The following is a 21,070-nucleotide window of genomic DNA, read 5'->3' as shown; positions in this document are numbered from 1 at the left end:
GACGGTGGTTCAGCGGGCCGTCAGGACGATCACGACCCGGTCGGGCCACTTGCCGTCGCCGACGAACACCTTCAGATCCTGTGCCCGGGAGAACACACCAACGCGCAGCTCGGCACTGTCGTCGAAGTCGTGCACCGTCACCGCGGACGAAGGTGTCTCGAGAACGCCTTCGAGCTTCGGCACCAGGCCCTCGGTGAACTCCGGCGGCGCCTCGTCGTGGAAGACGTCGACGCGAACCGGGCCGTCGACCGAGGGACGCACCAAGACGTAGAGGGAGTCGACGTCCAGGTGGAACCGCTGCGTGTCGGGGTCCCAGGATTCGTGGCGACCCGGCGTCTCGACATCCTCGACGACCAGGATGCCGTGGTCGAAAAACGCGGTCAGCGCGCCGCCGTACTCCGAATCGGCAAGCTGCGCGCCCGGAAACGCCGCAGATCCCATGCTGCCCCCATATGTCCGATTCATCCCGGAGAACCCTACCCAGCCCCGGCGAACGACAGCGCCGAACCGGCGCGCGTTTGGGATACTCCCCTCTGCCCCACGAAGGGAGACGGCTGGTGGTGACGCGGGAGCACGACGTCGCGGCGCGGCGGTGGCTGCAGCCGGAAGCCGGGGCCGGAAGGGGCAGTGACCAGGCGTTCTTCCGGAGGCGGCGCGACCTGGTCGCCGTGGCCGAGCGGGCCGTGCGGGTGCTGCGGGGGCAGTCGGTGCAGTACCTCGACGTGGCGGACGACGTGGTGCGCCGGGTGGTCGTGGACGTCACCGACGGCGACGGACGGCTGGCGCGGCTGGACGTGGTCGATACCGCCGCGCCGTTCGGGCTGACCGTGCGTGAGCTGCAGGTGGCCACGGCCGTCGCGGGTGGGCTGGGCAACCAGGACATCGCCGGGGCGCTGCAGTGCTCACGGCGGACGGTGGCGACGCACCTCGAGCACATCTTCACCAAGACCGGCACGAACTCCCGCGTCACCGTGGCGACGCTGCTGGCCGAGCACGACGCGTACGCGGCGCCGTTGCCCACCAGGGAACTGGTGCTGCCGGCGACGCTGATGGCGCTCCTGCAAGAGAAACCCAGGACAAAGCCGCGCACCACCAAGCCCCGTCCCGCGCTCATCGGCGCGGTCTACGCGGCGGCCGCCGGCCCCGAGGTCGTGGCGATGCGCCGCGGGGACAAGCTGGCCGTCACCGAGCTGAACGCGCGGGGCGGCGTCGCGGGGCGGCAGGTGGAGCACGTGGCGCTCGGGGCGACGCCCGACGGCCTGCTGGACGCCGTCGAGGAACTGGCAGGGCGCGGCGTGGACGCCGTCGTATTCGGCAACTTCCCGCTGAGCTACGCGCGCAGGGCCATCGCGACGGCGGCCGCGGCCGGAGCGCCCGTGCTGCACAGCATGACCGGGCCCGCGCTGTCCGACGACGTGCACGCGGACCCGCGCGGTCTCGGCGCCGTGTTCCAGGTCTGTTCCACCGAATCCGCGTACGTGCCGGGGCTTCTGCGCACGCTCCCCCACCTCGACCACGGGCGCCGACGCCGGCTGGCGGTGCTGCCGCGCGAGAGCACGTTCGACGCGTCGATCCCGGAGCAGGTCGAGCGCCACGCCGCGGGGGCGGGCTGGGAGCTGGTGTTCGCCGAGCCGGTGCCCGACCACACCCGCGATTTCAGCGCAATCGTGCGGCAGCTGGAGCGCGCGAAAGCCGACGCCGTCTCATTGTCGAGCTTTCCGGAGCCGACGCTGCGCGCGTTCCTCGCCGCCGCCGAACCGCTGCGCGACCGCACGCTCGTGCACGTCGCCTGGTCGCCCGCCGCCCCCGGCTTCACGGACCGGTTCCGTTCGCTGTCCGACGGGCTGCTGTGGTCGACGGTCATCGGCAACGTCGACAGCCCCGCCTGCCACGCGTTCGAACAGCGCTACCGCGCGGCCTACGGCGGCGAACCCGGCCTGGGCGCCGCGGCGGTGCACTTCGACATGGTCAACGTGCTCGCCCAGGTGTGGAGCCAGGTCAGCCGGCCGTGGGACTTCGCGGCGGTGCGGCGGCAGCTGCGGTCGGTCGCGTCGTTCGGCGTGACCGGCGCGCACCAGTTCCTCGGCCGCGGCCAGCGCGGCCTGAGCTACCCCGACGACACCGGCGACCCCACCCGCGGCCACCCCCACCTCGTCTACCGCATCGAAGGCGGCACCCACCGCCGCCTGGCGCCGGCGCTGCTCAGCTGAGCCACGACGGCCCGGTCACCGACCCGATGCCGTCCCCGCCGTCGACCGGCACCGAGCGCCCGTTGACCCACGACGCGTCCTCGCTCAGCAGCCACGCGACGGCCGCGGCGATCTCGTCGGGCCGGCCCAGCCGCCCGCTCACGCTCGCCGCCTCGACCCCCTCGACGTACGAGCGCGGCACGGGGTTCACCTGCGAGCCGACGTCGATGAAGCCGGGCGCGACGGCGTTGCAGCGGATGCCGTCGCGCCCGTGTTCCAGCGCGAACGCCCGCACCAGCGCGTCCAACGCGGCCTTCGACGCGGCGTACACGGCGGTGCCCGGCCGCGCCCGCGTCGCCGCGCCACTGCTGACGAACACCATCGCCCCGGGTCGCCCCGCAGCCACACGCTCGCGCACGAACTGCGCGCCCGCCGCGAACGCCGAGCGCGCGTTCACCGTCAGGACCCGGTCGAACAGCTCCTCGTCGCCGTTCGAGACGGGCGCGGCGGGATACAGGCCCGCCGCGTGCACGAGCGCGTCGAACCCATCGTGCGCACCCTGCAACCGCGCCACCGCCGACGCCACGTCCGGCCGCGCCAGATCCAAATCGGGCAGGTCCGCGCCGACGACCGTCCACCCGTCCGCGGTCAGCCGCGAGCCGATCGCCCGGCCCAAGCCACCACGGGAACCCAGCAGCAGCACCGATTTCGCCACGGGTCACCGCCCTTCGAGGAGCGGCCGGAACCGCCGGGCGACGTCCACACAGCGCTCGAACTCCACACCCAGCTCCCGGCAGCCGACGACGAATCGCTCCAGCGCCGCCATCCGCGCACCGCGGCCGACCACCTGCGGGTGCAGCGTCACCGTGGTCACGCCGCCGGGCACGGTCTCGGTCATGTAGCGCACGTCGCGCAGGAACCGCCCGAACATCGCGTCCGCGTCCTGCAGCCCCGGCATCACGCCCTGCGGCAGGCGCAGGTACTCCAGGTGCGGGTAGTCGTCCAGGGTCCACGACACCGGGAGCTCGACGATCGAGGAGGCGGCCCCGAACTGATAAGGACCGCCGGGATCGCAGACGTCCCCCGAACGCGCGAAGTACGGCTCGAAATCCGTGCCCATCAGCGAAGAGTCGTACTCCACGCCCAGCTCGCCGAGGATCTCGACGGTGTTGTCGGTGAAGTCCCAGCTCGGCGTCCGGTGCCCGGCCGGCGGCGCGCCCGTGAGCTGCTCGATCAACGCCGCCGAGCGCCGGTTCACGGCCAGCTCGGCATCCCGATCCAAAGTGGACACCGGTTCGTGCGCGTAGCCGTGCAGCGCGATCTCGTGTCCCGCCGCGGCGACGGCCGAGCACTGCGCCGGGTACGTCTCCAAAGTGTGCCCGGGAATGAAAAACGTCGACGGCACCGAGTGGCGCTCCAGCAGGTCCAGGATGCGGCCGATCGCGTACGCGCCGAACTCCCCGCGCGACACCGGTCCGGGCGTCACCTGGCCACGCGCGATCCACAGGGAGATGGCGTCGAAGTCGAACGTCAAGCAGACCGTGGGGCTCATGCGACGGCGACCTCCTCCGGCTCGAACTCGGTGCGTCCGGTCGGAGTGCCGTCGAAAAGCCGGTCGAGGTCCCAGCGGGTGTAGGCGTGCCGGCTCGGCGGGCCGGGCGCGATCCACAGCACCCGGTCGGTCAGGTCCATCACCAGCGAGTACACCGTGCAGAACTTCTCCGCCGCGGGCACGTCCGGGTCGGGGTGGCGGCAGATGCCGTCCGGGAACGACCACTCGTCGCGCAGCGTCGCCACGACGTCGGCCACCCGCACGCGCCGCTCGTCCAGCGCGGGTTCCAGCAGGTGCCGCGCCCGGGCCGGCCGCAGCTGCGTCAACGCGCTCGTCGCGGCTTTCTTGTCCTGCAACGGAAGGTTCGCCTGGAAGTGGTTGGAGTGCGTGATCAGCCCCTGCTCCGGCAGCAACGCACCGAAGACGCCGGGCGCGAGCTCGAAGTCGATGGACTCGCCGCCCGCGTCGGCGAGCAGCACGTTGCCCGAGGAAATCCGCTCGACGGGCAGCAACCGTTTGTGCGCCAGGGACATCGTCGGCGACTGCAGCACGCCGCGCAGCAGGTAGTGGTACGGCACGCCGCGCCCGCCGTGATCGAGGTCGGAGATCAGCAGATTCGCGCACACGCCCAGGCCCGCGGAGTTGAGGCCGCTCTTGGCGAGCATGCCCGCCTCGCTCAGCGACAGCACGGAGAACCCGGACTCGTCGCGCGTGGCCAGCAGGAACGTGACCTCGGCCTGCTCCGGGTGCCAGTCCCAGTTCTGCGCGAGCAGCGTGTGGCCGTCGGCGGTGTAGCGCGGCAGCACGGACACCGACGTGCAGCCTTCGTCGCGGTAGCCGGTGCCGTAGAGCATTTCGGTGCGCGCGTTCAGGGCGGCCAGGCGGTGCGCCGGGTGGCCGGAGCCGCCGGCCATGCCGTGGAGCATCGCCGCGATCTCGGGGACATAGGACTCGGCGACGTCGAGGTAGATCCGGCCCCAGCGGTCGATGTCGGCGTCGGACAGGCCGGCGTCGTCGTGGAAGCGGCCGACGTAGGTGGCGAGGCTGCGGTCGATGAGGTCGGCGGTCCGCGCGCCGAGCTGCTCGCCCATCTGCCGGTAGCTGCCCTGCACGACGATCAGGCGCGGAGTGGTCATGGCGGTGCTCATTTCAGCTCGGTCCGGTAGGTCTCGGGCATCCGGCAGACCGCCACGAACGTGATGATCGCCGCGGCGGTCGGGAGCGCGGCCACCGCGAGCGCGTTGCCGGTGGCGTCGATCAGCGCGGTGGCGATGAAGCCGGCGGTGCCGCCGAAGGCCATGACGGAGAAGTTGTAGCCGATGCCCAGCGCCGAGTAGCGGACGTTGGTGGGAAACAGCTCGGCCAGCGCCGCGGGCCCGGGCCCGGAGAACGCGGCGAGGACGAGCGCGATGACGATCTGGCCGAGGTAGGCGCCGGCCGTGCTGCCGGTCTGGAACAGCCACATCACAGGGAACGTCAGCACGATGAAGCCGCCGGACCCGATGAGCAGCAACGGTTTGCGCCCGATCCGGTCGGACAGCGCACCGAAGAACCAGATGGCCACGGTCAGCACCACGAGCGCGACGAGGTTCGACGCCTCGACGGTGCCGGAGTCGAGTTTCACCTGCGTTTTCAGGTGCGTCGGCAGGTAGGTGAGGAAGAAGAAGTACGCGACGGTCCAGCTCACGGTGAAGAAGAACCCCAGCGCCATGGCCGATCTCTGCGTGCGCAGCGCCAGCCGCAGCGGGCTCGCGCTCACTTCGCCCGCGGCCTTCTCCGCGCGGTAGAGCGGCGTGTCTTCGAGCCCGAACCGCAGCACGAGCGCCACGACAGCCGTCAGCGCGCCGACGAGGAAGGGGATGCGCCACCCGAAGTCCTTCATGCTCTGCTCGGTCCAGAACAGCGAGTTGAGCGCGACGACCCCGGCGGCCACGAGGAAACCGGCGGCGGTGCTGACCTGGTTGAGGCTGCCGTAGCGGCCGCGGGCCTTCGGGGGCGCGTACTCGACGAGCATCGTCGCCGACCCCGCCCACTCGCCCGCGACCGCGAAGCCCTGGAACAGCCGCAGCACCACGAGCAGGATCGGGGCGGCGAGGCCGATCGTCGCGTAGCCGGGCAGCAGGCCGACCAGCACGGTCGCGGCGCCCATGAGGATCACGCTCAGGATCAGCGCCGGCCGGCGGCCGACCTTGTCGCCGAGGTGGCCGAACACCACGGTGCCCACGGGCCGGGCGAGGAAGCCGACCGCGAACACGGCGAACGTCGAGAGCAGCGACGAGAACGAGTCGCCGGCGAAGAACTGCGCGGACAGGTAGACGGCCGAGTACGCGTAGACGAGGTTGTCGTACTGCTCCAGCAGGTTGCCGATGCTGCTCGAGACGACGGCCCTCAGCTGGAGTCTCGGGGCGTCCGCCTCCGTGGCGGCGTGCGCGGGGTGCACGGTCATGGTTCCTCCTCGGGAAGGGTCAGGACGCCGCCAGGTACCCGCCGTCGACGGGCACCAGCGCGCCCGTGACGAACGAGGACTCCGGTCCGGCGAGGAAGGCGAGCACGTCGGCGAGCTCGCCGAGCTCACCCGCGCGCGCCATCGGGGCACCGTCCACGCGGGCGCGCAACGCGTCGGGCGGCAGGTCTTCGAGCAGCGCCGTCCGGAACACCCCGGGCAGCACCGCGTTCACGCGGATCCCCCGCGCCGCGAGCTCCACGGCGGCGACCTTGGTCAGCTGGTGCACCGCCGCCTTGCTCATCTGGTAGGCCACGGACGACGGCACGGTCCCCTCGCCGCCCGGCGGCGTGGTGACGCCGTAGATGGACCCCACGTTCACGACCGCGCCCCGGGTGGCGGCGAGGTCGTCGGCGAAGGTCTTGATCCCGCGCCACGGGCCGAACGCGTTCACGGCCAGCACGCGGGCGAAATCGTCGTCGGAGGTCGACAGCAGGTCGTCGCGCGCGCTGACACCCGCATTGTTCACCAGCAGCCCGACCGTCCCGAAGTGCTCGTGCACGTGCTCGCGCAGCCGCTCCCACGACGCGGGGTCGGTCACGTCGAGGTGCACCCGGTCCTTCTCGGTGCCGTCGAACCGCAGGTCCGCGCGCACGACGGCCGCGCCCGCGCGGGCCAAGCGGTCCGCGAAACCGGCCCCGAGCCCGCCGGCCGCACCGGTCACCACCGCCAGCGTGTCCACTCGGCTCTCCTCCCGATCGACAACGGTGCCGGGGAAGGTAGCCGGGCCGGCCCGGCTCGACATCGGTCGTTCGACCGATGTGCGAGAGCCGCGAATCGCGGTTCAAGTGGATCGGCCTGGTCATCTTCGCGTTCGGGTTCTCGCTGGACCCGCGGTCGTCGTAGGGTCGGACGCATGGCGATGCTGCAGTTCGACGACGAAGGCGCGAAGCGCACCGACCGGCTGTACGCGAGCCCGGACGTCGTGGCGCAGCGGAATGTGGTGCTGTCCTTGCTGGCGCCGCGGCCGGGTGAGCGGGTGCTGGACGTCGGGTCGGGGCCGGGGTACCTGCTGGAGTCGATGGCGCGGGCGGTGGGCGCGACGGGCGCCGCGCACGGGCTGGACCCGAGCGCGGCGATGAACGCCCTGGCCGCGAAACGGGCCGAAGGCCTGCCCTGGGTGCGGCTCGACGAAGGCGACGCGACCGCGCTGCCCTACCCGGACGACACGTTCGACGCGGCCGTGTCCACGCAGGTCTACGAGTACGTGCCCGACGTGCCGGCCGCCCTGGCCGAGCTGCGCCGCGTGCTCAAGCCCGGCGGACGCGCGCTGATCCTCGACACCGACGCCGACTCGCTCGTGTGGCACACCTCCGACCTCGCTCGGCACCGCCGGATCCTCGACGCGTGGGACGAGCACCTTGCCCACCCGCGCCTGCCGCGCGAGCTGCCCGCGCTGCTGAGGCGCGCGGGCTTCCGCGTGACCGGGCACCACGTGCACCCGATCCTGAACCCCGAGCTGATGCCGGATTCCTTCAGCGCGACCCAGATGCACATCGTCGCCGAGTTCGTCGCCGGCCGCCGCGGGGTCACGGCGGCCGAAGCCGACGCGTGGCTGGCCGACCTGCGCAAGCGCGCCGAGGACGGTGAGTACTTCTACAGCCTCAACCGGTATCTGTTCACCGCCGAAGCGGAGTGACCGGCACGTTTCCGGCGGACGGCCGCGAGCCGGGTGGTCACGCGCCGGACATCGCCATGACGAACCCGAGCACGGTGGTGGCACTGCCCGCGACCGGCAGACACCAGGTGACACTGCCGGGAGCACTCGCGACCGCCGCCGGAATCCGCCCCATCGTTCCGAACTACGGCCGCGCGCCGGACGGGACGAGCTGGTTTCGGGCGCGGTTCAGCTCGCGATCTCCTGCTGCCACCGCGTGATCCAGGCCGAGAGGTTCTTGGAGATGGCTTCGCTGTCGAGCTGGATCAGCGATGAGATCTCCTGCTGGCCGTAGGGCACGTAGTTCGCGCTGAGGAACTGCTGGGGCAGCGTGACCTTGCTGTTCGTCGGGCCCTCCGCGATCGCCTGCACGAACTTGCCGTTGACGGCCGAGGAGATCTGGAAGTCCAGGTATGCGTGGGCGTCCTTCGCGCGGCTGGTGGCCGCGGGCAGGCACATCGCGGACAGGATCGCGGTGGCGCCTTCCTGCGGCCGGACGAACGCGACGGGCGCACCGCTCGACTTCAGGGCGCTCGTGCGGTCGGCGTACCAGACGCCGATGTCGGCCTCGCCGCTCGTGAGCAGCTTGCTCATCTCGTCGGGGGTGCTGTAGATGGCCGCGAGACTCGGCTTCAAGGACGCGATCGCGGCGAAACCGGGGTCGATGGCGGTCTCGCTGCCGCCGTTGAGCCGGGCGGCCATGGCGAGGAAGTGGTAACCGGCGGTGCCGCTGACGTTCGAGATCGCGACCTTGCCACGGTACTTGGGGTCCCACAGATCTTTCCACGACTTCGGCGGCGTTTTCACGCGCTCGGTGTGGTAGACGATGCCGGTCATCGACGCGAGCTCGGCGACCCAGTAGCCGTCCTTGTCCACGGCCAGCGGGTACAGCTCCGACAGCGACGGCAGCTGCGCGCGGTCGAGCTTCTGCAGCAGCCCGGCGGCTTTCGCCTGGTACAGCGGCGCCAGGTCGAGGTAGGCGAGGTCGAACGCGTTGTTCGCGGCGCGCATCTTGGTCAGCGCGTCGCTCGAGATCGCGGTGATCAGGTCGACGCCGACGCCGGTCTTGGTGGTGTAGGCGTCGGCGACGGTGCTCTGCACGGCGCTCTGGAACGTGCCGCCGAAGCTGTTGATCTTCAGTCCGCCACCCGACGAGCCGGGTTTGCCCGCCATGTTCGGGCCGCAGGCGGTGAGCGCGGCGGCGCCCGCCGCGGCGCCGGTGAGCCGGAGGAAGCCCCGGCGGTCGAGGGTCGGCATGGTGTCTCCTAGCTGGTCGGCACGGTGGGGAGGGGAGTCAGTGCAGGGAACGGCCGCCGTCGAGCGCGAGCGTTGCGCCGGTGGCATAGCGGTTGGTGGCGAGCAGCACCACGGCGTCGGCGATCTCGGCCGCTTCGGCGGTGCGTTTCACCAGGTACGGTTCGAAGTTCCGCACGGCCGCGCGAGCCTCGCCGCCGCGCTGCTCCTGGGCGTGGCGCGCGAGCGGGGTGTCGACGAGGCCCGGGCACACGCAGTTCACGCGGATGCCCTGCGGCGCGTGGTCGATCGCCATCGCCCGCGTCAGCCCGACCACCGCGGCTTTCGACGCGACGTAGGCGGGCATCTCCGGGATCGCGCGCAACGCGGCCGCCGACGCGACGTTGACGATCGCGCCGCCCTCGGGCATCAACGGGATGAACGCGCGCGCCGTGCGCCACACGCCGGTGACGTTCACGTCGAAGGCCCGCGTCCAGTCCGCTTCGGACACGGTGAGCACGTCGCCGACGGCGACCACACCCGCGCAGTTCACCAGCACGTCGCACCGGCCGTGCTCGGCGGCCACCCGGCCGGCCAGCGCGGCGACACTGTCCGAAGAGGACACATCCGTGGGCGGCGAAGCCGCCACATCGGCCACGACGACCGAGAAGCCGCGCTCCGCCAGCAGGTCCACCACTGCCGCGCCGATGCCGCTCGCGCCGCCGGTGACCACGGCGACCCCGGTCACGGCGCGAGCCCCGCTTCCGCGAGCAGCACCGGCCGCACGCGGTCCGCGTAGTCCACGCAGGACACGAACTCGCCCGTCCCGGCAGCCAGGATGTGCTTGATCGTCTCCTCCAGCGCCCACAGCCGCGACGGGCGCCCGATCACCTGCGGGTGCATGGCCAGCATGAAGTGCGTGCCCACCTCCTGCGAAATCCCGTCGTACTCGCGCGTCCACGACTCCGCGACGGCCGAGGGCGCCGCCATCGTGCGGCCCGGCAACCGGTTGCTGTAGAGGAAAAACGGCGCGTCGTCGAGCACCCACGCGAAGGGCAGCTCGACGATCGAGGTCGTGTGCCCCTGGTCGGCCAGCAGGTGCGCGGTGTCGGCGTCGAAGAGGTTCGACGAGAACGTCATCCCGAACTGTTCCATGTACCGCACGGAATCCGCGGTCAGCTCCCCCGCCGGCGAGCGCCAGCCGCGCGGCTCGCGCCCGGTCGCCTTCACGATCGCGTCCCAGCCCTTCCGGAACTCCTCCAGCTCGGCCTCGGGCCCCAGCTTGTCCGACCACTCGTGCGTGTAGCTGTGGTGCTCGATGACGATCCCGGCTTCGAGGATGGCCTCGATCTGCGCCGGGTACCGCTCGACCACGAGTCCGGGCACGAAAAACGTCGCCGTGAGCTCGTACCGCTTGAGCAGCGCCAGGATCCGCGGCAGGCCGACCTTCGGCCCGTAGTGGCCTTGCGAGAGCCAGACCGGCTTTTCCGCACCCGCCGGGTCGCGCGCGGTCCACAGCAGCTCGGCGTCGAGGTCGAAGGTCAGCAGAACGGGAGTGGGCATCGGCGGCGCTCCTAACGCGACGTGGACAGGGCGGGCACGGGCGGCAGGCGGAACACGCGGTCCTGGAACGTCGCGGCGTAGGACATCAGCACGTCCTCCGAACCGGGCCGCCCGATCAGCTGCAGCCCGGCGGGCATCGACCGGACGGTGCCGCACGGCACCGTCACCGCCGGGAAACCGGTGTAGTTCAGCAGGAACGTGAAGGCCACGAACCCGCGCCGCGCGTCCTCCGGCAGCTCGAGATCCCCGTCGGGGATCCGCGGCGCGGTGAACGGCACGGTCGGCGTGGCCACCACGTCCACGCCGTCGAGCAGGCGTTCCAGGTGCTCCACGGCCTTCAGCTGGGTTTCGACCGCGGCCGAGTACGCGGCGCCGGTGACGGCCGAGCCGCGCGCGAACTGGTGGCGGCCGTAGTCGGTCAGCAGCGCGTTGGCCTTCTCGTCGCGGAAGATCTCCTCGCCGCCGGTGGAGAACCGGTCGGCCTGCATCATGTCGTAGAACGCCTCGCTGAACCGCGGCGAGTCAAGGCTGGCCACCGTTTCGTCGAGCCGGCCGCCGCATTCGCGCGCGAACCCGGCGGCGGCTTCGTACGCCGTGGCCACGACTTCGCCGTCCGCGCCGGGTACGCCGCTGTCGCCGATCCACCGCACGCGCGGGGTCGCCGGGATCCCGGCCGGCTGCCGGATGCCGGTCGGCAGCAGGCCGCGGCTGAGCCCGTCGCCGGCGTACGGTCCGGCCATCACCTGGTGGAGCACGTGCGCGTCGCGGGCGTCGAGCGTGATCGGACCGCCGGCGGAGAACCGGCGCGTGCCGATGCGGCCGCCGGTGCGGGGCAGCGCACCGCGCGAGGGCATCAGGCCGACGCAGCCGCACAGCGCGGCGGGCACGCGGATCGAGCCACCGCCGTCGCTGCCCACGGCGATCGTGGTCAGCCCGGCCGCGATCGACGCCGCCGCTCCCCCGCTCGACCCGCCCGTGGTGCAGGCCGGGTCCCACGGGTTGCGCGTTTCGGGCTGCAGGTCGTTGACCGTGCGGATGTAGATCGCGAACTCGGGCGTGTTCGTCTTCCCGACGAGGATCCCGCCGGCCCGGCGGATCCGGTGCACCAGCTCGGCGTCGTGGTCGGGCACGTGGTGGTCGTAGACGCGTGAGCCGTACGTCGTGCGCACGCCGCGGGTGTCGAACACGTCCTTGACGGAGAACGGCACTCCCCACAGCGGCCCGGGTTCCTCGCCCGCGGCACGGCGGCGGTCGAGCTCGCGGACCTGCTCGCGCGCGTGTTCCTCGTCGACGGTGAGGAACGCGTGCAGCGACGGGTCGGTCTTCCCGATGCCGGCCAGCGTCTCGTCCAGGACCTCGCCGGCGGAGAGCACTCCGTCGACGACGGCGTTGCGGAGCTCGAGCGCTCGTTCGGGAATCATGACCATCCTCCCCAGATGGACCAGCCGCCGTCGACGGACAGCGTCTGGCCGGTGATGTAGGACGCGTCGCGCGAGAGCAGGAACCGCGCGGCGGTGGCGATTTCGCGGGGCTCGCCGAGCCGGCCCAGCGGCGTGCGCTGCAGCACCTGGCCCTCGTCGAGCAGCCCGCGGGCGAAGTTGGTGCGCACCAAGGGAGTCAGGATCGTGCCGGGCGCGATCGCGTTCACGCGCACGCCGTCGGGCGCCCACTCGGCGGCCAGCTGTCTGGTCAGCCCTTCGAGCGCGGCTTTCGTCGCGCCGTAGCCGGCGCGGCCGGTCAGCGCCCGGCCGGCGGCGAGGCTCGACATGGTCACCACGGCGCCGCGCGCGGCCACGAGGTGCGGGTGCGCGGCCCGCAGCAGCCGCGTCGCGCCGAGCAGGTGCGTTTCCAGCAGCGTGGCCCAGTCGTCGTCACCGAGCTCGCCGAACGCTTTGGTGAGCCCGGTGCCGGCGTTGCTGACCACCCCGTCGAGGCGGCCGAACCGCTCGACAGCGTTGCTCACCAACGCTTCCGCCACCGACGGCTCCCGCATGTCGCCCGCGACCGGCACGGCCGTACCGCCTTCGGCGCCGACCAGCTCGATCGTCTCGGCCAGCCCCGCGTCGGCTCCGAGCCCGTGGACGACGACGTCCCAGCCGCACTTCGCCAGCTCGACCGCGCAGGCCCGGCCGATGCCGGACGACGACCCGGTCACCACCGCCGCCGGCCGCGTGCCCTCAGCGCTCATCCTGGGTGCCCCCTCGCGTCACGAGCCCGACGAGCGGCGCGGAGACCAGCACGATCACGGTCGAGACCGCGGCGATCGTCGGGTTGTTCGAGTACTGGACGTAGGTGAAGATCGTGATCGGCAGCGTCGTGAACCCGCTGCCGGTGAGGAACAGCGTGACCACCGCTTCGTCGAACGAGATGACGAACGCGAACACCGCGCCGCCCACGATCGCGCCGCGCAGCGACGGCAGCACGATCCGGCCGAACGTGCGCAGCGCACCGGCCCCGAGCGAACGCGAAGCCTCCTCCAGCGCCGGATCGAGGCGCCGCAGCCCGGCCAGCACCGACCGCGTGACGAAGGGCGACGCGATGATCACGTGCGCCAGCAGGCCGCCGGGGAAGGTCCCGAGCCAGCCCGACAACGACAGCGCGAACAGGATGCCCAGCCCCAGCACCACCGCGGGCAGCAGGATCGGCGACAGCAGCACCTGTTCCAGCGCCCCGGTGACCACGCCGGGCCGGCGCACGATCGCGTAGCTCGCGAGCACGCCCGCCGCGACGCTGAGCACCGTGGTCGTGGCCGCGAGCTCCAGGCTGGTCCACAACGCCTCGAGGAACTTCGGATCGTCCGCGGCGGCCGCGAACCACTTGAGCGTGAAGCCCTGCGGCGGGAACGTGAGGTACCCGGTCTCGGTGACCGACGAACCGATCGCGACGGCCAGCGGCGCGAGGGCGAAGACCACGATCACGGCGATCACCACACCGAACAGGATCCTGCCCGCCCACCCGCGCTCACCCGCGCGTCGCACGACGCACCGCCCAGGTCTGCAGGGACAGGATCACGAAGGTGATCACCAGCAGCACGACACCCAAAGCCGAAGCGAGCGGCCAGTTCTGCGCCGTCGTGGCCTGCTGGTAGATCACCGTGACGATCGTGGACACCTTGCCGCCGCCCAGCATCTGCGGCGTGATGAGCGCGCTCATGCTCGTCACGAACGTCAGCGCCGACCCGGCGGCCAGCCCGTCGAGCGACTGCGGGAACGTCACGCGCCGGAACACCTGCCCCGGCGGCGAACCCAGGGCCGCGGCGGCTTCCTCCGTGCGGCGGTCCAGCGCCGACAACGCGGCGACGAGACTGATGACCATGAACGGGAAGTACGTGTGCACGAGCCCGACCACCACGCCCGCCGGCGTGTTCAGCAGCTTCACCGACGACAGCCCGACGGCGTCGAGCGCGCGCTGCAGGAACCCGTCGCTGCCGAGCAGCACCTGCCAGCCGAACGTCTTCACGACGACGCTGGTGAGCATCGGGATCGTCACCACGGCCATCAGCGGGCCGCGCAGCCGCCGCGGGCCGCGCGTGATCGCCAGCGCGAGCGGATACCCGATCAGCGCGGAGATCACGGTGGTCGCGAGCGCGAGGCCGAGCGTGCGCAGGATCAGGTTGCCGTACAACGGCGTGGTGAAGATCGTGAGGAACTGCTCGAAGGTGAAGCCCCACGTCTGCCCGCCGGCGGCGTCGAAGTGCTCGAGCGAGAACCGGATCACGAAGTAGAGCGGCACCGCGAACCCGACAGCGAAGATCACCAGCATCGGCAGCAGGAGCAGCAAGACCCGGCGGGACGGCGTTTTCCGGGCTTTCCCGGCGGCGCGCGGCGGCGCGGCCGGCTGGGTGAGCGTGGCGGTCATGCGCCGGCCCCGTCGGGCAGGAGCACGGCGTCGTGCGCGGCTATGCGCAGCGAAACCTGTTGTCCTGCCTCGAACCGTGTGCTCGCCGTGCCGGTGACGAGTGCCTGGATCCGGGTTCCGGCGGCGTCGGCCTGCACGACGAGCGAGCTGCCGTAGTAGAAGCTCTCGGCGATCGTCGCGGGCAGCACGCCGGGTCCGGCCGGGGCCGGTGCGTCGATCCGCACGTCCTCGGGCCGCACGAGCACCATCACGTCCGCGCCCGGAGCGGCTTCGTCGCCGGTGACCAGCACGCCCGCGGCCGTGGTGACCGTGGTGGATCCGGTTGCCGGACCGGCCGCGGTCACGGTGCCCGCCAGCAGGTTCGCTTCGCCGGCGAAGCCCGCCATGAACGCGTTGACCGGACGCCGGTACACCTCGCGCGGGGTGGCGAGCTGCTCGATCCGGCCTTCGCGCAGCACGGCCATCCGGTCGGCCATGCCGAAGGCCTCCTGGCGGTCGTGCGTGACCATGATCGTCGTCGTCCCGGTGCGTTGCTGCAGCCGCCGGATCTCCTCGCCCACCTCGCGGCGCAGATTGGCGTCGAGGTTCGACAGCGGCTCGTCGAGCAGCAGCAGCTCGGGGTCCATCGCCAGCGCCCGGGCCAGAGCGACGCGTTGCTGCTGCCCGCCGGACAGGCGCGCCGGGCGTTTGCCCGCGTGCCCGGCCAGCTGCACGAGCTCGACCAGCTCGGCCACGCGCGCCTTGATGGCGGCGCGGCCTTTCTTCTGCACCTTCAGCGGATACGCGATGTTGTCCGCGACCGACAGGTGCGGGAACAGCGCGTAGCTCTGGAAGACCAGGCCGATGTTGCGGCGGTGCACCGGCACGCCGGCGAGGTCGCGCCCGTGCAGCAGCAGCCGTCCCGCGGCCGGCTCGGCGAACCCGGCGATCGTGCGGATCATCGTCGTCTTGCCCGACCCGCTGGGCCCGAGCAACGCGATCAGCTCGCCGCGCCGCACCGACAAGTCGACTTCGTGCAGCACGCGGGTGGCGCCGTAGTCGACCGTGACGCCGCGCATGGCGAGCACGACGTCGGCTTCCGGCCGGGCGTCCGCCGTGGTCACGTCCGCGGCCCGGCTCCGAGTGGTGGCGGGCATGCGCACCTCCGCATCGTCGTGGGAGTGCCATCCGAGCTTCCTAGCATCTGGTCAGACCAGATGCTAGGTTGACGGGAGCCATCATTCATCGGCGCCCGGGCGGGGTCAAGACGTTCCCTCCGACCGGCTCGCCCCCGTCGACCTCACGCGGGTGGGCACGAGAGGATTGCGGAATGTTCACCCCCGTCACCAAGGGCCGGGCCTTCGAATCGGTCGTCGCCCAGATCGAGGCCGCCATCTACGGGGGCCAGTTCAAAGCCGGCGACTACCTGCCTTCGGAGCGCGCGCTGGTCGAGCAGTTCTCCGTCGGCCGGTCCACGGTCCGGGAAGCGCTGCGCATCCTGGAGAACATGGGGCTGATCAAGACCAGTCCCGGCAGCCACAAGGGACCGCGGGTGTCGGCGTCGATGACCGAGGGCATCTCGCGGATGCTCAACGGCGCGGTGAAGGTCGAGCAGATCTCGCTCGTCGACCTCGTGCAGTACCGCATGATGACCGGCTCCACGGCCAACTTCCTCGCCGCGCACCTGCGCACGCAGGAACACCTCGACGAGATGGCCGAGGCGATCCGGCTCATGGCCGAGGTCGGCAGCGGCGACACCGAGGCGTTCGCGCGCGCCGACGCGCAGTTCCACGCCGCGATCCGCAAGGCGGCGGGCAACGCGCTGATGGACATCATCAACGACGTGATCGAAGAGGCCATAGTGGACCTCGTTCGCGACACTGTGGACTCTTCGACCGAGACCGACGAGGTGCGGGCGGAGTTCGTGCGCACGCACCAAGAGGTCTACGACGCGATCGAGCGCGGCGACGCCGAGACCGCCGCGTCGCTGTCGCGCCACAGTCTCGCGGCCGTGTACGGGCGGAGCCTGTCGGCCGAGGACCGGCGCCGGCTGGAGCTGCTCGACGCGTCGGTCCGCTCGGAGTAGCCCGCCCCGCCCTCAGGTCTCGAGCCTCAAGCCTCAGTCGAAGAGGAGACGCGCATGCGCAAGCACCACCTGGCCGTGATCGGCGGCGACGGCATCGGCCCCGACGTGACCGCGGCCGCCCTCACCGCCGTGCACGCGGCGGCCGGGAAGTTCGGGTTCGCCGTGGAGACCACGGAGTTCGACCTCGGCGCCGAGCACTACCTGCGCACCGGCGTGGTCCTCGACGAGCCGGCCGTGGAGAAGCTGCGCGAGCACGACGCGATCCTGCTCGGCGCGGTCGGCGACCCGCGCGTCGCGCCCGGCATCCTGGAACGCGGCCTGATCGTGGCGCTGCGGGTGGCGTTCCGGCAGTCGGTGAACGTCCGGCCGGTGCGCCTCTACCCCGGTGTGGAAAGCCCGGTGAAGGGCGTGACGCCGGAGAACTGCGACCTCGTGGTGCTGCGCGAGAACACCGAAGGCCTCTACGCCGGCGGCGGTTCGACCACCCACGCCGGCACCCCGCACGCCGTGGCGCTGCAGAACTCGGTGACCACCGTGGCGGCGACGAGGGAGATCGTCGAGTTCGCGTTCCGGCTCGCGGAGCGGCGCCGGCGGCGCGTGACGTTGTGCCACAAGACGAACATCCTCGTGCACGCCGGGCAGCTGTGGCAGGACGTCGTCGACGAGGTCGCCACGCGCCACCCCGACGTGGAGCACGACTACGTGCACGCCGACGCGATGTGCCTGCACCTGCCGACGAACCCGGGCCGCTTCGACGTGGTGGTGACCGACAACCTCTTCGGCGACATCATCAGCGACCTCGGCGCCACCGTCCAAGGTGGACTCGGCGTGGCCGCGAGCGCCAACCACAACCCGACCGGCAGCGCGCCGAGCATGTTCGAGCCCGTGCACGGCTCCGCGCCCGACATCGCCGGCCGCGGCTGGGCGAACCCGGCCGCGGCCGTGCTGTCGGCCGCGCTCTGCCTCGCCACCCTCGGCGAGCGCGACGCGGCGCTCGCGCTGGAGGCCGCCGCCGCGTCCGTGCTCGCCGAGCTCCCCGCCCTGGCGGGCCCGGACATGGGTGCCACCACCGATGAGCTCGGGCACCGGATCGCCGACCGCGTCGCCACGGTGGACCCGGCGGCGATCGGCGACCCGGCACGGTCGTTGGTCAGCGCGCTCGCCTGAGCGGGATCAGTTACCCGCGAGGATCTGGTCGATGCGGGCGAGCAGCTCGGGGCTGTTGCCGGTGATCTTGCGGAACTCGTCGAGCCGCAGGGCCGGGCCCTCGTCCAGCGACAGCTCGGCGCTCCGCACCAGCACGCGCTTCGCCGCGTAACCTCGCCGGAGCGCTCGCCGAGCTCCTCCAGCCGGTCGCCGAGCTCCGCGATCGACGCGAAGTCGAGATAGTTCCGGGGCGGGCGGGTGTAGGTCAGCACGGCGACACCGTCGCGGTCTTCCACGGTCCCGCTGGGCATGAGTTGATCTCAAAGACGAACCCCTGCACACCCGGTCCGAACGACCCGAAAGGACTCGGATCCTGCCCCCGCGCGCACCGTCCTCTGTGGACACCCGGCGCGATTCGTGTCTTGTCGGAGCCACTCGGGCGACCACCTGGCGAACGTCGTCCTAGCTTCCTGATCCCCTCTCCGTCCGCGGCCGACCGCGATGCAAAAGACGGCCGAACACCTGCTGTGGGTGGTCACGATGCAGGCGGCACTGGGTGGAAGTGACCGACAGTTGAGTCAGACAAAAACCAACCATCTCTGCGAACTTTCAGGTCAAGACTTTCGTAGCTAACCCGCGCCCGGCGCTCTCTGGTCTGCTCAGGGGCAAGATCCTGCAGGTCCTCGAAGGGAGATGGCGAATGAGGGCAGACGTGAGGCGCGTGGTGGCCGCGCTGGCCGGGGTGGTGGCGGCGGGCGTGGTGGCCGCGGCGGGGGCGCCCGCGGCGTCGGCCGGGCAGGAGCCGTTGATCGTGGGCGGGACGCCCACCACGATCGACGAGTTCCCGGCCACGGTGATCTTCAACGTGGGTGGCGCGCAGCACTGCGCGGGCAGCCTGGTGGCGCCCAACAAGGTGCTGACGGCGGCGCACTGCACCGACGGCGTGAAACCCGCCCAGATGGAGATCATCGGCGGGCAGACCAACTTCTCCGACACCACGGGCGAGAAGGCGGGCGTCACGGAGGTCTGGCAGAACCCTGACTTCACCATGTCCGGCATGCAGCACGACAACTCCGTGCTGACGCTGGACAAGAACCTCTCCTTCAAGCCCGCCACGCTGGTGCAGTCCGCCGACGACCCGGCCTACCGGACGGGCTCCGACGTCACCGTGGTCGGCTGGGGCACCACGTCGGAGAACGGCGACGTCTCGGACGGGCTGCTGAAGGTCACCGTGCCGGTGGCGGACAACGACACCTGCGCCGCGGCGTACCAGAAGATCGGGGACAACTTCGACAAGGCGTCGATGTTCTGCGCGGGCGTGCCGGAAGGCGGCAAGGACTCGTGCCAGGGCGACTCCGGCGGCCCGGCCTACGTGGACGGCAAGCTGGCCGGCATCGTGTCCTGGGGCCAGGGCTGCGCGCGCGAAGGGTTCCCCGGCGTGTACACCAACGTGGGCAACGACTACCAGGTGATCAGCTCTCATTTGGGCTGACCACCGCCCGCCGGCGGGCTGCGCACCAGCCCGCCGGCGGGGTAGCGTGTCCCTCCATCCGACGCAGCGGAGGCGCGATGGAGGGCATGACCGTCCGGCTGGACACCCGCGACGTCGACCTGGCCCGCGCCCAGGTGGCCGGCTCCTACTGCCCCCACGACCTCTCCCCGCGCGGCCCGGCGTTCCACGCCCGCCACGCCGAAGCGTCCGGCGACGAGCTCGGCGTCTTCTCCCTCTCCTACGGCGGCGATCCCGTGCAGGTCGATCCCGTGCCGTTCGGCGACTTCGTGCTGTTCTCCCGTCCGCTCGCCGGCGAGCTCACCGTCGGCGAGGACACCCGTGTCGCCACCGGACAGACCGTCGCCCTCGACGCGCGGTCCGCCCACGCGCTGGCGTTCGGCCCCGGCTGCCGGCTGCTCACCGTGAAGCTCCCCGGCAAGCTGCTCGCCCGCGCGGCTGCCGCGTCGGGCCGGGCCGCCGACATCCGCACCGGCCGAGCACTCGACCCGCGGCCGTGGGACGCGGTCACCCGGTTCGTCGTCCGAGAGGTGCTTCCCCACGGTCTGCTGAAAGCGCCGTTCGGCACGTCGGTGGCGCAGCTCGTCGCCGTCGCGGCGCTGGACTCGTTCGGCGGCGCCGCCCCGAGCCGCCGGCAGGGCACCGCGGCCGACGTCGTCCGCCGGGCCTGCGAGTACATCGACGCCCACTCCGGCGCGGCCGTTGGCCTGCTCGACATCGCCGCCGCGGCCGACGTCGCCCCGCGCACCCTGCAGGACCACTTCCGCGAGCAGCTCGGCACGTCCCCGACGGCCCGGCTGCGGCAGGTCCGCCTCGAACGCGTGCACGCGGAACTCCTGGCCGGCGCCGCGAAATCCGTGGCCGAAGTCGCCACCCGCTGGGGTTTCGGCAACCTCGGGCGCTTCGCCGCCGACTACCGCCGGACGTTCGGCACCACCCCGTCCGACGACCTGCACCGCGCCTGAGCCCCGCGCGTTCCGGCCAGGCCGCGGATTCCGGACAGCCGCGGCCCGGCAACACGGCTACCTTGCCCGCCACCGCATCACCGCCTGCGAAGGGAAGACGCCATGGCCACTCTCGTCCTCGTCCACGGTTCCTGGCACGACGGCCCGCTCTGGGAACCCGTCGCGAAGCACCTGCGCGACCGCGGCCACGAAGTGCACACCCCGACCGTCGCGGGTCACGGCAACGGCGTGCCCAAGAACGTCGACCACAACGACTGCACGCAGTCGATCGTCGACGCCATCACCGCCGCCGACCTGCACGACGTCGTCCTGCTCGGGCACAGCTTCGGCGGCACGGTGATCGCCCGCGTCGCCGAGGAAATCCCCGAGCGGCTCAAACGGCTGATCTTCTGGAACGCGTTCGTACCCGCGCCGGGCAACAGCCTCAACGACGAGCTCCCGCCCCACTACCGCGAGATGTTCGCGCAGACCGCCGCCGCCAGCGACGACAACTCGGTCGCCATGCCCTTCCCGCTGTGGCGCGAGGCCTTCATCCAGGACGCCGACGCCGAGCTCGCCGCGTCGACGCACCGGGAGCTGTCCACCGAGCCTTACCAGCCGTTCCTGGACAAGCTCGACCTCACGCGGTTCTACGCGAGCGACATCCCCAAGAGCTACATCAACGCCACCGAGGACACCGCCCTGCCGCCCGGCGAATGGGGCTGGCACCCGCGGATGTCGGGCCGGCTCGGGCTGTACCGCCTCGTGCAGCTGCGCGGCAGCCACGAGGTCATGTTCACCGCACCGGACCGGCTCGCCACCGCGATCGAGGAAGCCGCCCGCGACTGAT

The 21,070-nt window shown here is 71.8% G+C and carries 22 protein-coding genes; 7 read left to right on the top strand and 15 right to left on the bottom strand.

All coding sequences use genetic code 11. The annotated features are described in order from the left end of the window. Positions 1-9: 9 nt before the first annotated feature. Positions 10-441, bottom strand: coding sequence for a hypothetical protein (locus AB0878_RS10125; protein ID WP_366578394.1), 432 nt, complete (start codon positions 439-441; stop codon positions 10-12). A 116-nt stretch (positions 442-557) separates the two neighbouring features. Between AB0878_RS10125 and AB0878_RS10120 the strand changes: the two genes are divergently transcribed. Then, on the top strand, positions 558-2,210 hold the full coding sequence (locus tag AB0878_RS10120) for an ABC transporter substrate-binding protein (RefSeq protein ID WP_366578392.1): 1,653 nt from the start codon (positions 558-560) through the stop codon (positions 2,208-2,210). Here the strand turns inward: AB0878_RS10120 and AB0878_RS10115 are convergent. From AB0878_RS10115 to AB0878_RS10095, 5 genes are read right to left on the bottom strand one after another with little or no spacing between them, the layout of a single operon-like run. Then, the gene (locus AB0878_RS10115; RefSeq protein WP_366578390.1) at positions 2,203-2,904 is read right to left on the bottom strand and encodes an SDR family oxidoreductase; all 702 of its coding nucleotides are present in this window, start codon (positions 2,902-2,904) and stop codon (positions 2,203-2,205) included. The two genes, AB0878_RS10120 and AB0878_RS10115, sit on opposite strands and share 8 nt — an antisense overlap. A 3-nt stretch (positions 2,905-2,907) precedes the next feature. Then, on the bottom strand, positions 2,908-3,741 hold the full coding sequence (locus AB0878_RS10110; RefSeq protein WP_366578388.1) for a polysaccharide deacetylase: 834 nt from the start codon (positions 3,739-3,741) through the stop codon (positions 2,908-2,910). Next, positions 3,738-4,877 carry a C45 family peptidase gene (locus AB0878_RS10105; protein ID WP_366578386.1) on the bottom strand — a complete coding sequence of 380 codons (1,140 nt, stop codon included), beginning with the start codon at positions 4,875-4,877 and terminating at the stop codon, positions 3,738-3,740. Before AB0878_RS10105 ends, AB0878_RS10110 begins: the two co-directional genes overlap by 4 nt. An 8-nt stretch (positions 4,878-4,885) precedes the next feature. After that, entirely contained in the window at positions 4,886-6,187 is a 1,302-nt protein-coding gene (locus AB0878_RS10100; protein WP_366578384.1) for an MFS transporter, read from the bottom strand. A 19-nt stretch (positions 6,188-6,206) separates the two neighbouring features. Further along, positions 6,207-6,926: an SDR family oxidoreductase gene (locus tag AB0878_RS10095; RefSeq protein WP_366578383.1), complete on the bottom strand. Its 720-nt coding sequence runs from the start codon at positions 6,924-6,926 to the stop codon at positions 6,207-6,209. A gap of 174 nt (positions 6,927-7,100) precedes the next feature. On the opposite strand from AB0878_RS10095, the gene AB0878_RS10090 reads away from it, so the two are divergent. Next, entirely contained in the window at positions 7,101-7,883 is a 783-nt protein-coding gene (locus tag AB0878_RS10090; RefSeq protein WP_366578381.1) for a methyltransferase domain-containing protein, read from the top strand. 207 nt (positions 7,884-8,090) lie between these two features. On the opposite strand, the gene AB0878_RS10085 is transcribed toward AB0878_RS10090, so the two are convergent. Genes AB0878_RS10085 through AB0878_RS10050 form a run of 8 tightly spaced genes read right to left on the bottom strand, consistent with a single transcriptional unit; the run spans position 8,091 to position 15,691 of the window. Next, the gene (locus AB0878_RS10085; protein ID WP_366578379.1) at positions 8,091-9,158 is read right to left on the bottom strand and encodes an ABC transporter substrate-binding protein; all 1,068 of its coding nucleotides are present in this window, start codon (positions 9,156-9,158) and stop codon (positions 8,091-8,093) included. A 37-nt stretch (positions 9,159-9,195) separates the two neighbouring features. Continuing rightward, the gene (locus tag AB0878_RS10080) at positions 9,196-9,882 is read right to left on the bottom strand and encodes an SDR family oxidoreductase (RefSeq protein WP_366578377.1); all 687 of its coding nucleotides are present in this window, start codon (positions 9,880-9,882) and stop codon (positions 9,196-9,198) included. Beyond that, positions 9,879-10,697 (bottom strand): polysaccharide deacetylase, encoded by an 819-nt coding sequence (locus AB0878_RS10075; protein WP_366578376.1) that lies wholly within the window; start codon positions 10,695-10,697, stop codon positions 9,879-9,881. Before AB0878_RS10075 ends, AB0878_RS10080 begins: the two co-directional genes overlap by 4 nt. 11 nt (positions 10,698-10,708) lie before the next feature. Continuing rightward, positions 10,709-12,118 (bottom strand): amidase, encoded by a 1,410-nt coding sequence (locus AB0878_RS10070; protein WP_366578374.1) that lies wholly within the window; start codon positions 12,116-12,118, stop codon positions 10,709-10,711. Continuing rightward, positions 12,115-12,885 carry an SDR family oxidoreductase gene (locus AB0878_RS10065; RefSeq protein WP_366578372.1) on the bottom strand — a complete coding sequence of 257 codons (771 nt, stop codon included), beginning with the start codon at positions 12,883-12,885 and terminating at the stop codon, positions 12,115-12,117. The genes AB0878_RS10070 and AB0878_RS10065 overlap by 4 nt, the downstream gene beginning before the upstream one ends. Further along, positions 12,875-13,627 (bottom strand): ABC transporter permease, encoded by a 753-nt coding sequence (locus tag AB0878_RS10060; RefSeq protein ID WP_366578371.1) that lies wholly within the window; start codon positions 13,625-13,627, stop codon positions 12,875-12,877. The genes AB0878_RS10065 and AB0878_RS10060 overlap by 11 nt, the downstream gene beginning before the upstream one ends. A gap of 31 nt (positions 13,628-13,658) precedes the next feature. Continuing rightward, on the bottom strand, positions 13,659-14,555 hold the full coding sequence (locus tag AB0878_RS10055) for an ABC transporter permease (RefSeq protein ID WP_366578369.1): 897 nt from the start codon (positions 14,553-14,555) through the stop codon (positions 13,659-13,661). Continuing rightward, positions 14,552-15,691, bottom strand: a complete 1,140-nt coding sequence (locus AB0878_RS10050) for an ATP-binding cassette domain-containing protein (RefSeq protein WP_366578367.1) — start codon at positions 15,689-15,691, stop codon at positions 14,552-14,554. Before AB0878_RS10050 ends, AB0878_RS10055 begins: the two co-directional genes overlap by 4 nt. 173 nt (positions 15,692-15,864) lie before the next feature. On the opposite strand from AB0878_RS10050, the gene AB0878_RS10045 reads away from it, so the two are divergent. After that, positions 15,865-16,620 (top strand): GntR family transcriptional regulator, encoded by a 756-nt coding sequence (locus AB0878_RS10045; protein ID WP_366578365.1) that lies wholly within the window; start codon positions 15,865-15,867, stop codon positions 16,618-16,620. Positions 16,621-16,674: 54 nt separating this feature from the next. Next, positions 16,675-17,787 (top strand): 3-isopropylmalate dehydrogenase, encoded by a 1,113-nt coding sequence (locus AB0878_RS10040; protein ID WP_366578364.1) that lies wholly within the window; start codon positions 16,675-16,677, stop codon positions 17,785-17,787. Between the two features lie 6 nt (positions 17,788-17,793). Here AB0878_RS10040 and AB0878_RS10035 read toward each other — a convergent pair whose 3' ends face one another. Beyond that, entirely contained in the window at positions 17,794-17,922 is a 129-nt protein-coding gene (locus tag AB0878_RS10035) for a hypothetical protein (RefSeq protein WP_366578362.1), read from the bottom strand. A gap of 544 nt (positions 17,923-18,466) precedes the next feature. On the opposite strand from AB0878_RS10035, the gene AB0878_RS10030 reads away from it, so the two are divergent. From AB0878_RS10030 to AB0878_RS10020, 3 genes are all read left to right on the top strand, one after another. Continuing rightward, positions 18,467-19,258, top strand: a complete 792-nt coding sequence (locus AB0878_RS10030) for a serine protease (RefSeq protein WP_366578360.1) — start codon at positions 18,467-18,469, stop codon at positions 19,256-19,258. A gap of 77 nt (positions 19,259-19,335) precedes the next feature. Then, positions 19,336-20,241 carry an AraC family transcriptional regulator gene (locus AB0878_RS10025; protein ID WP_366578358.1) on the top strand — a complete coding sequence of 302 codons (906 nt, stop codon included), beginning with the start codon at positions 19,336-19,338 and terminating at the stop codon, positions 20,239-20,241. A 102-nt stretch (positions 20,242-20,343) separates the two neighbouring features. Continuing rightward, positions 20,344-21,069: an alpha/beta fold hydrolase gene (locus AB0878_RS10020; protein ID WP_366578356.1), complete on the top strand. Its 726-nt coding sequence runs from the start codon at positions 20,344-20,346 to the stop codon at positions 21,067-21,069. Position 21,070: the final 1 nt, after the last annotated feature.

Source organism: Amycolatopsis sp. NPDC047767, assembly GCF_040704195.1.
Lineage (GTDB): Bacteria > Actinomycetota > Actinomycetes > Mycobacteriales > Pseudonocardiaceae > Amycolatopsis.
The sequence above is the reverse complement of the archived record's forward strand: the minus strand, read 5'-3'. Positions and strand labels throughout refer to the sequence as shown.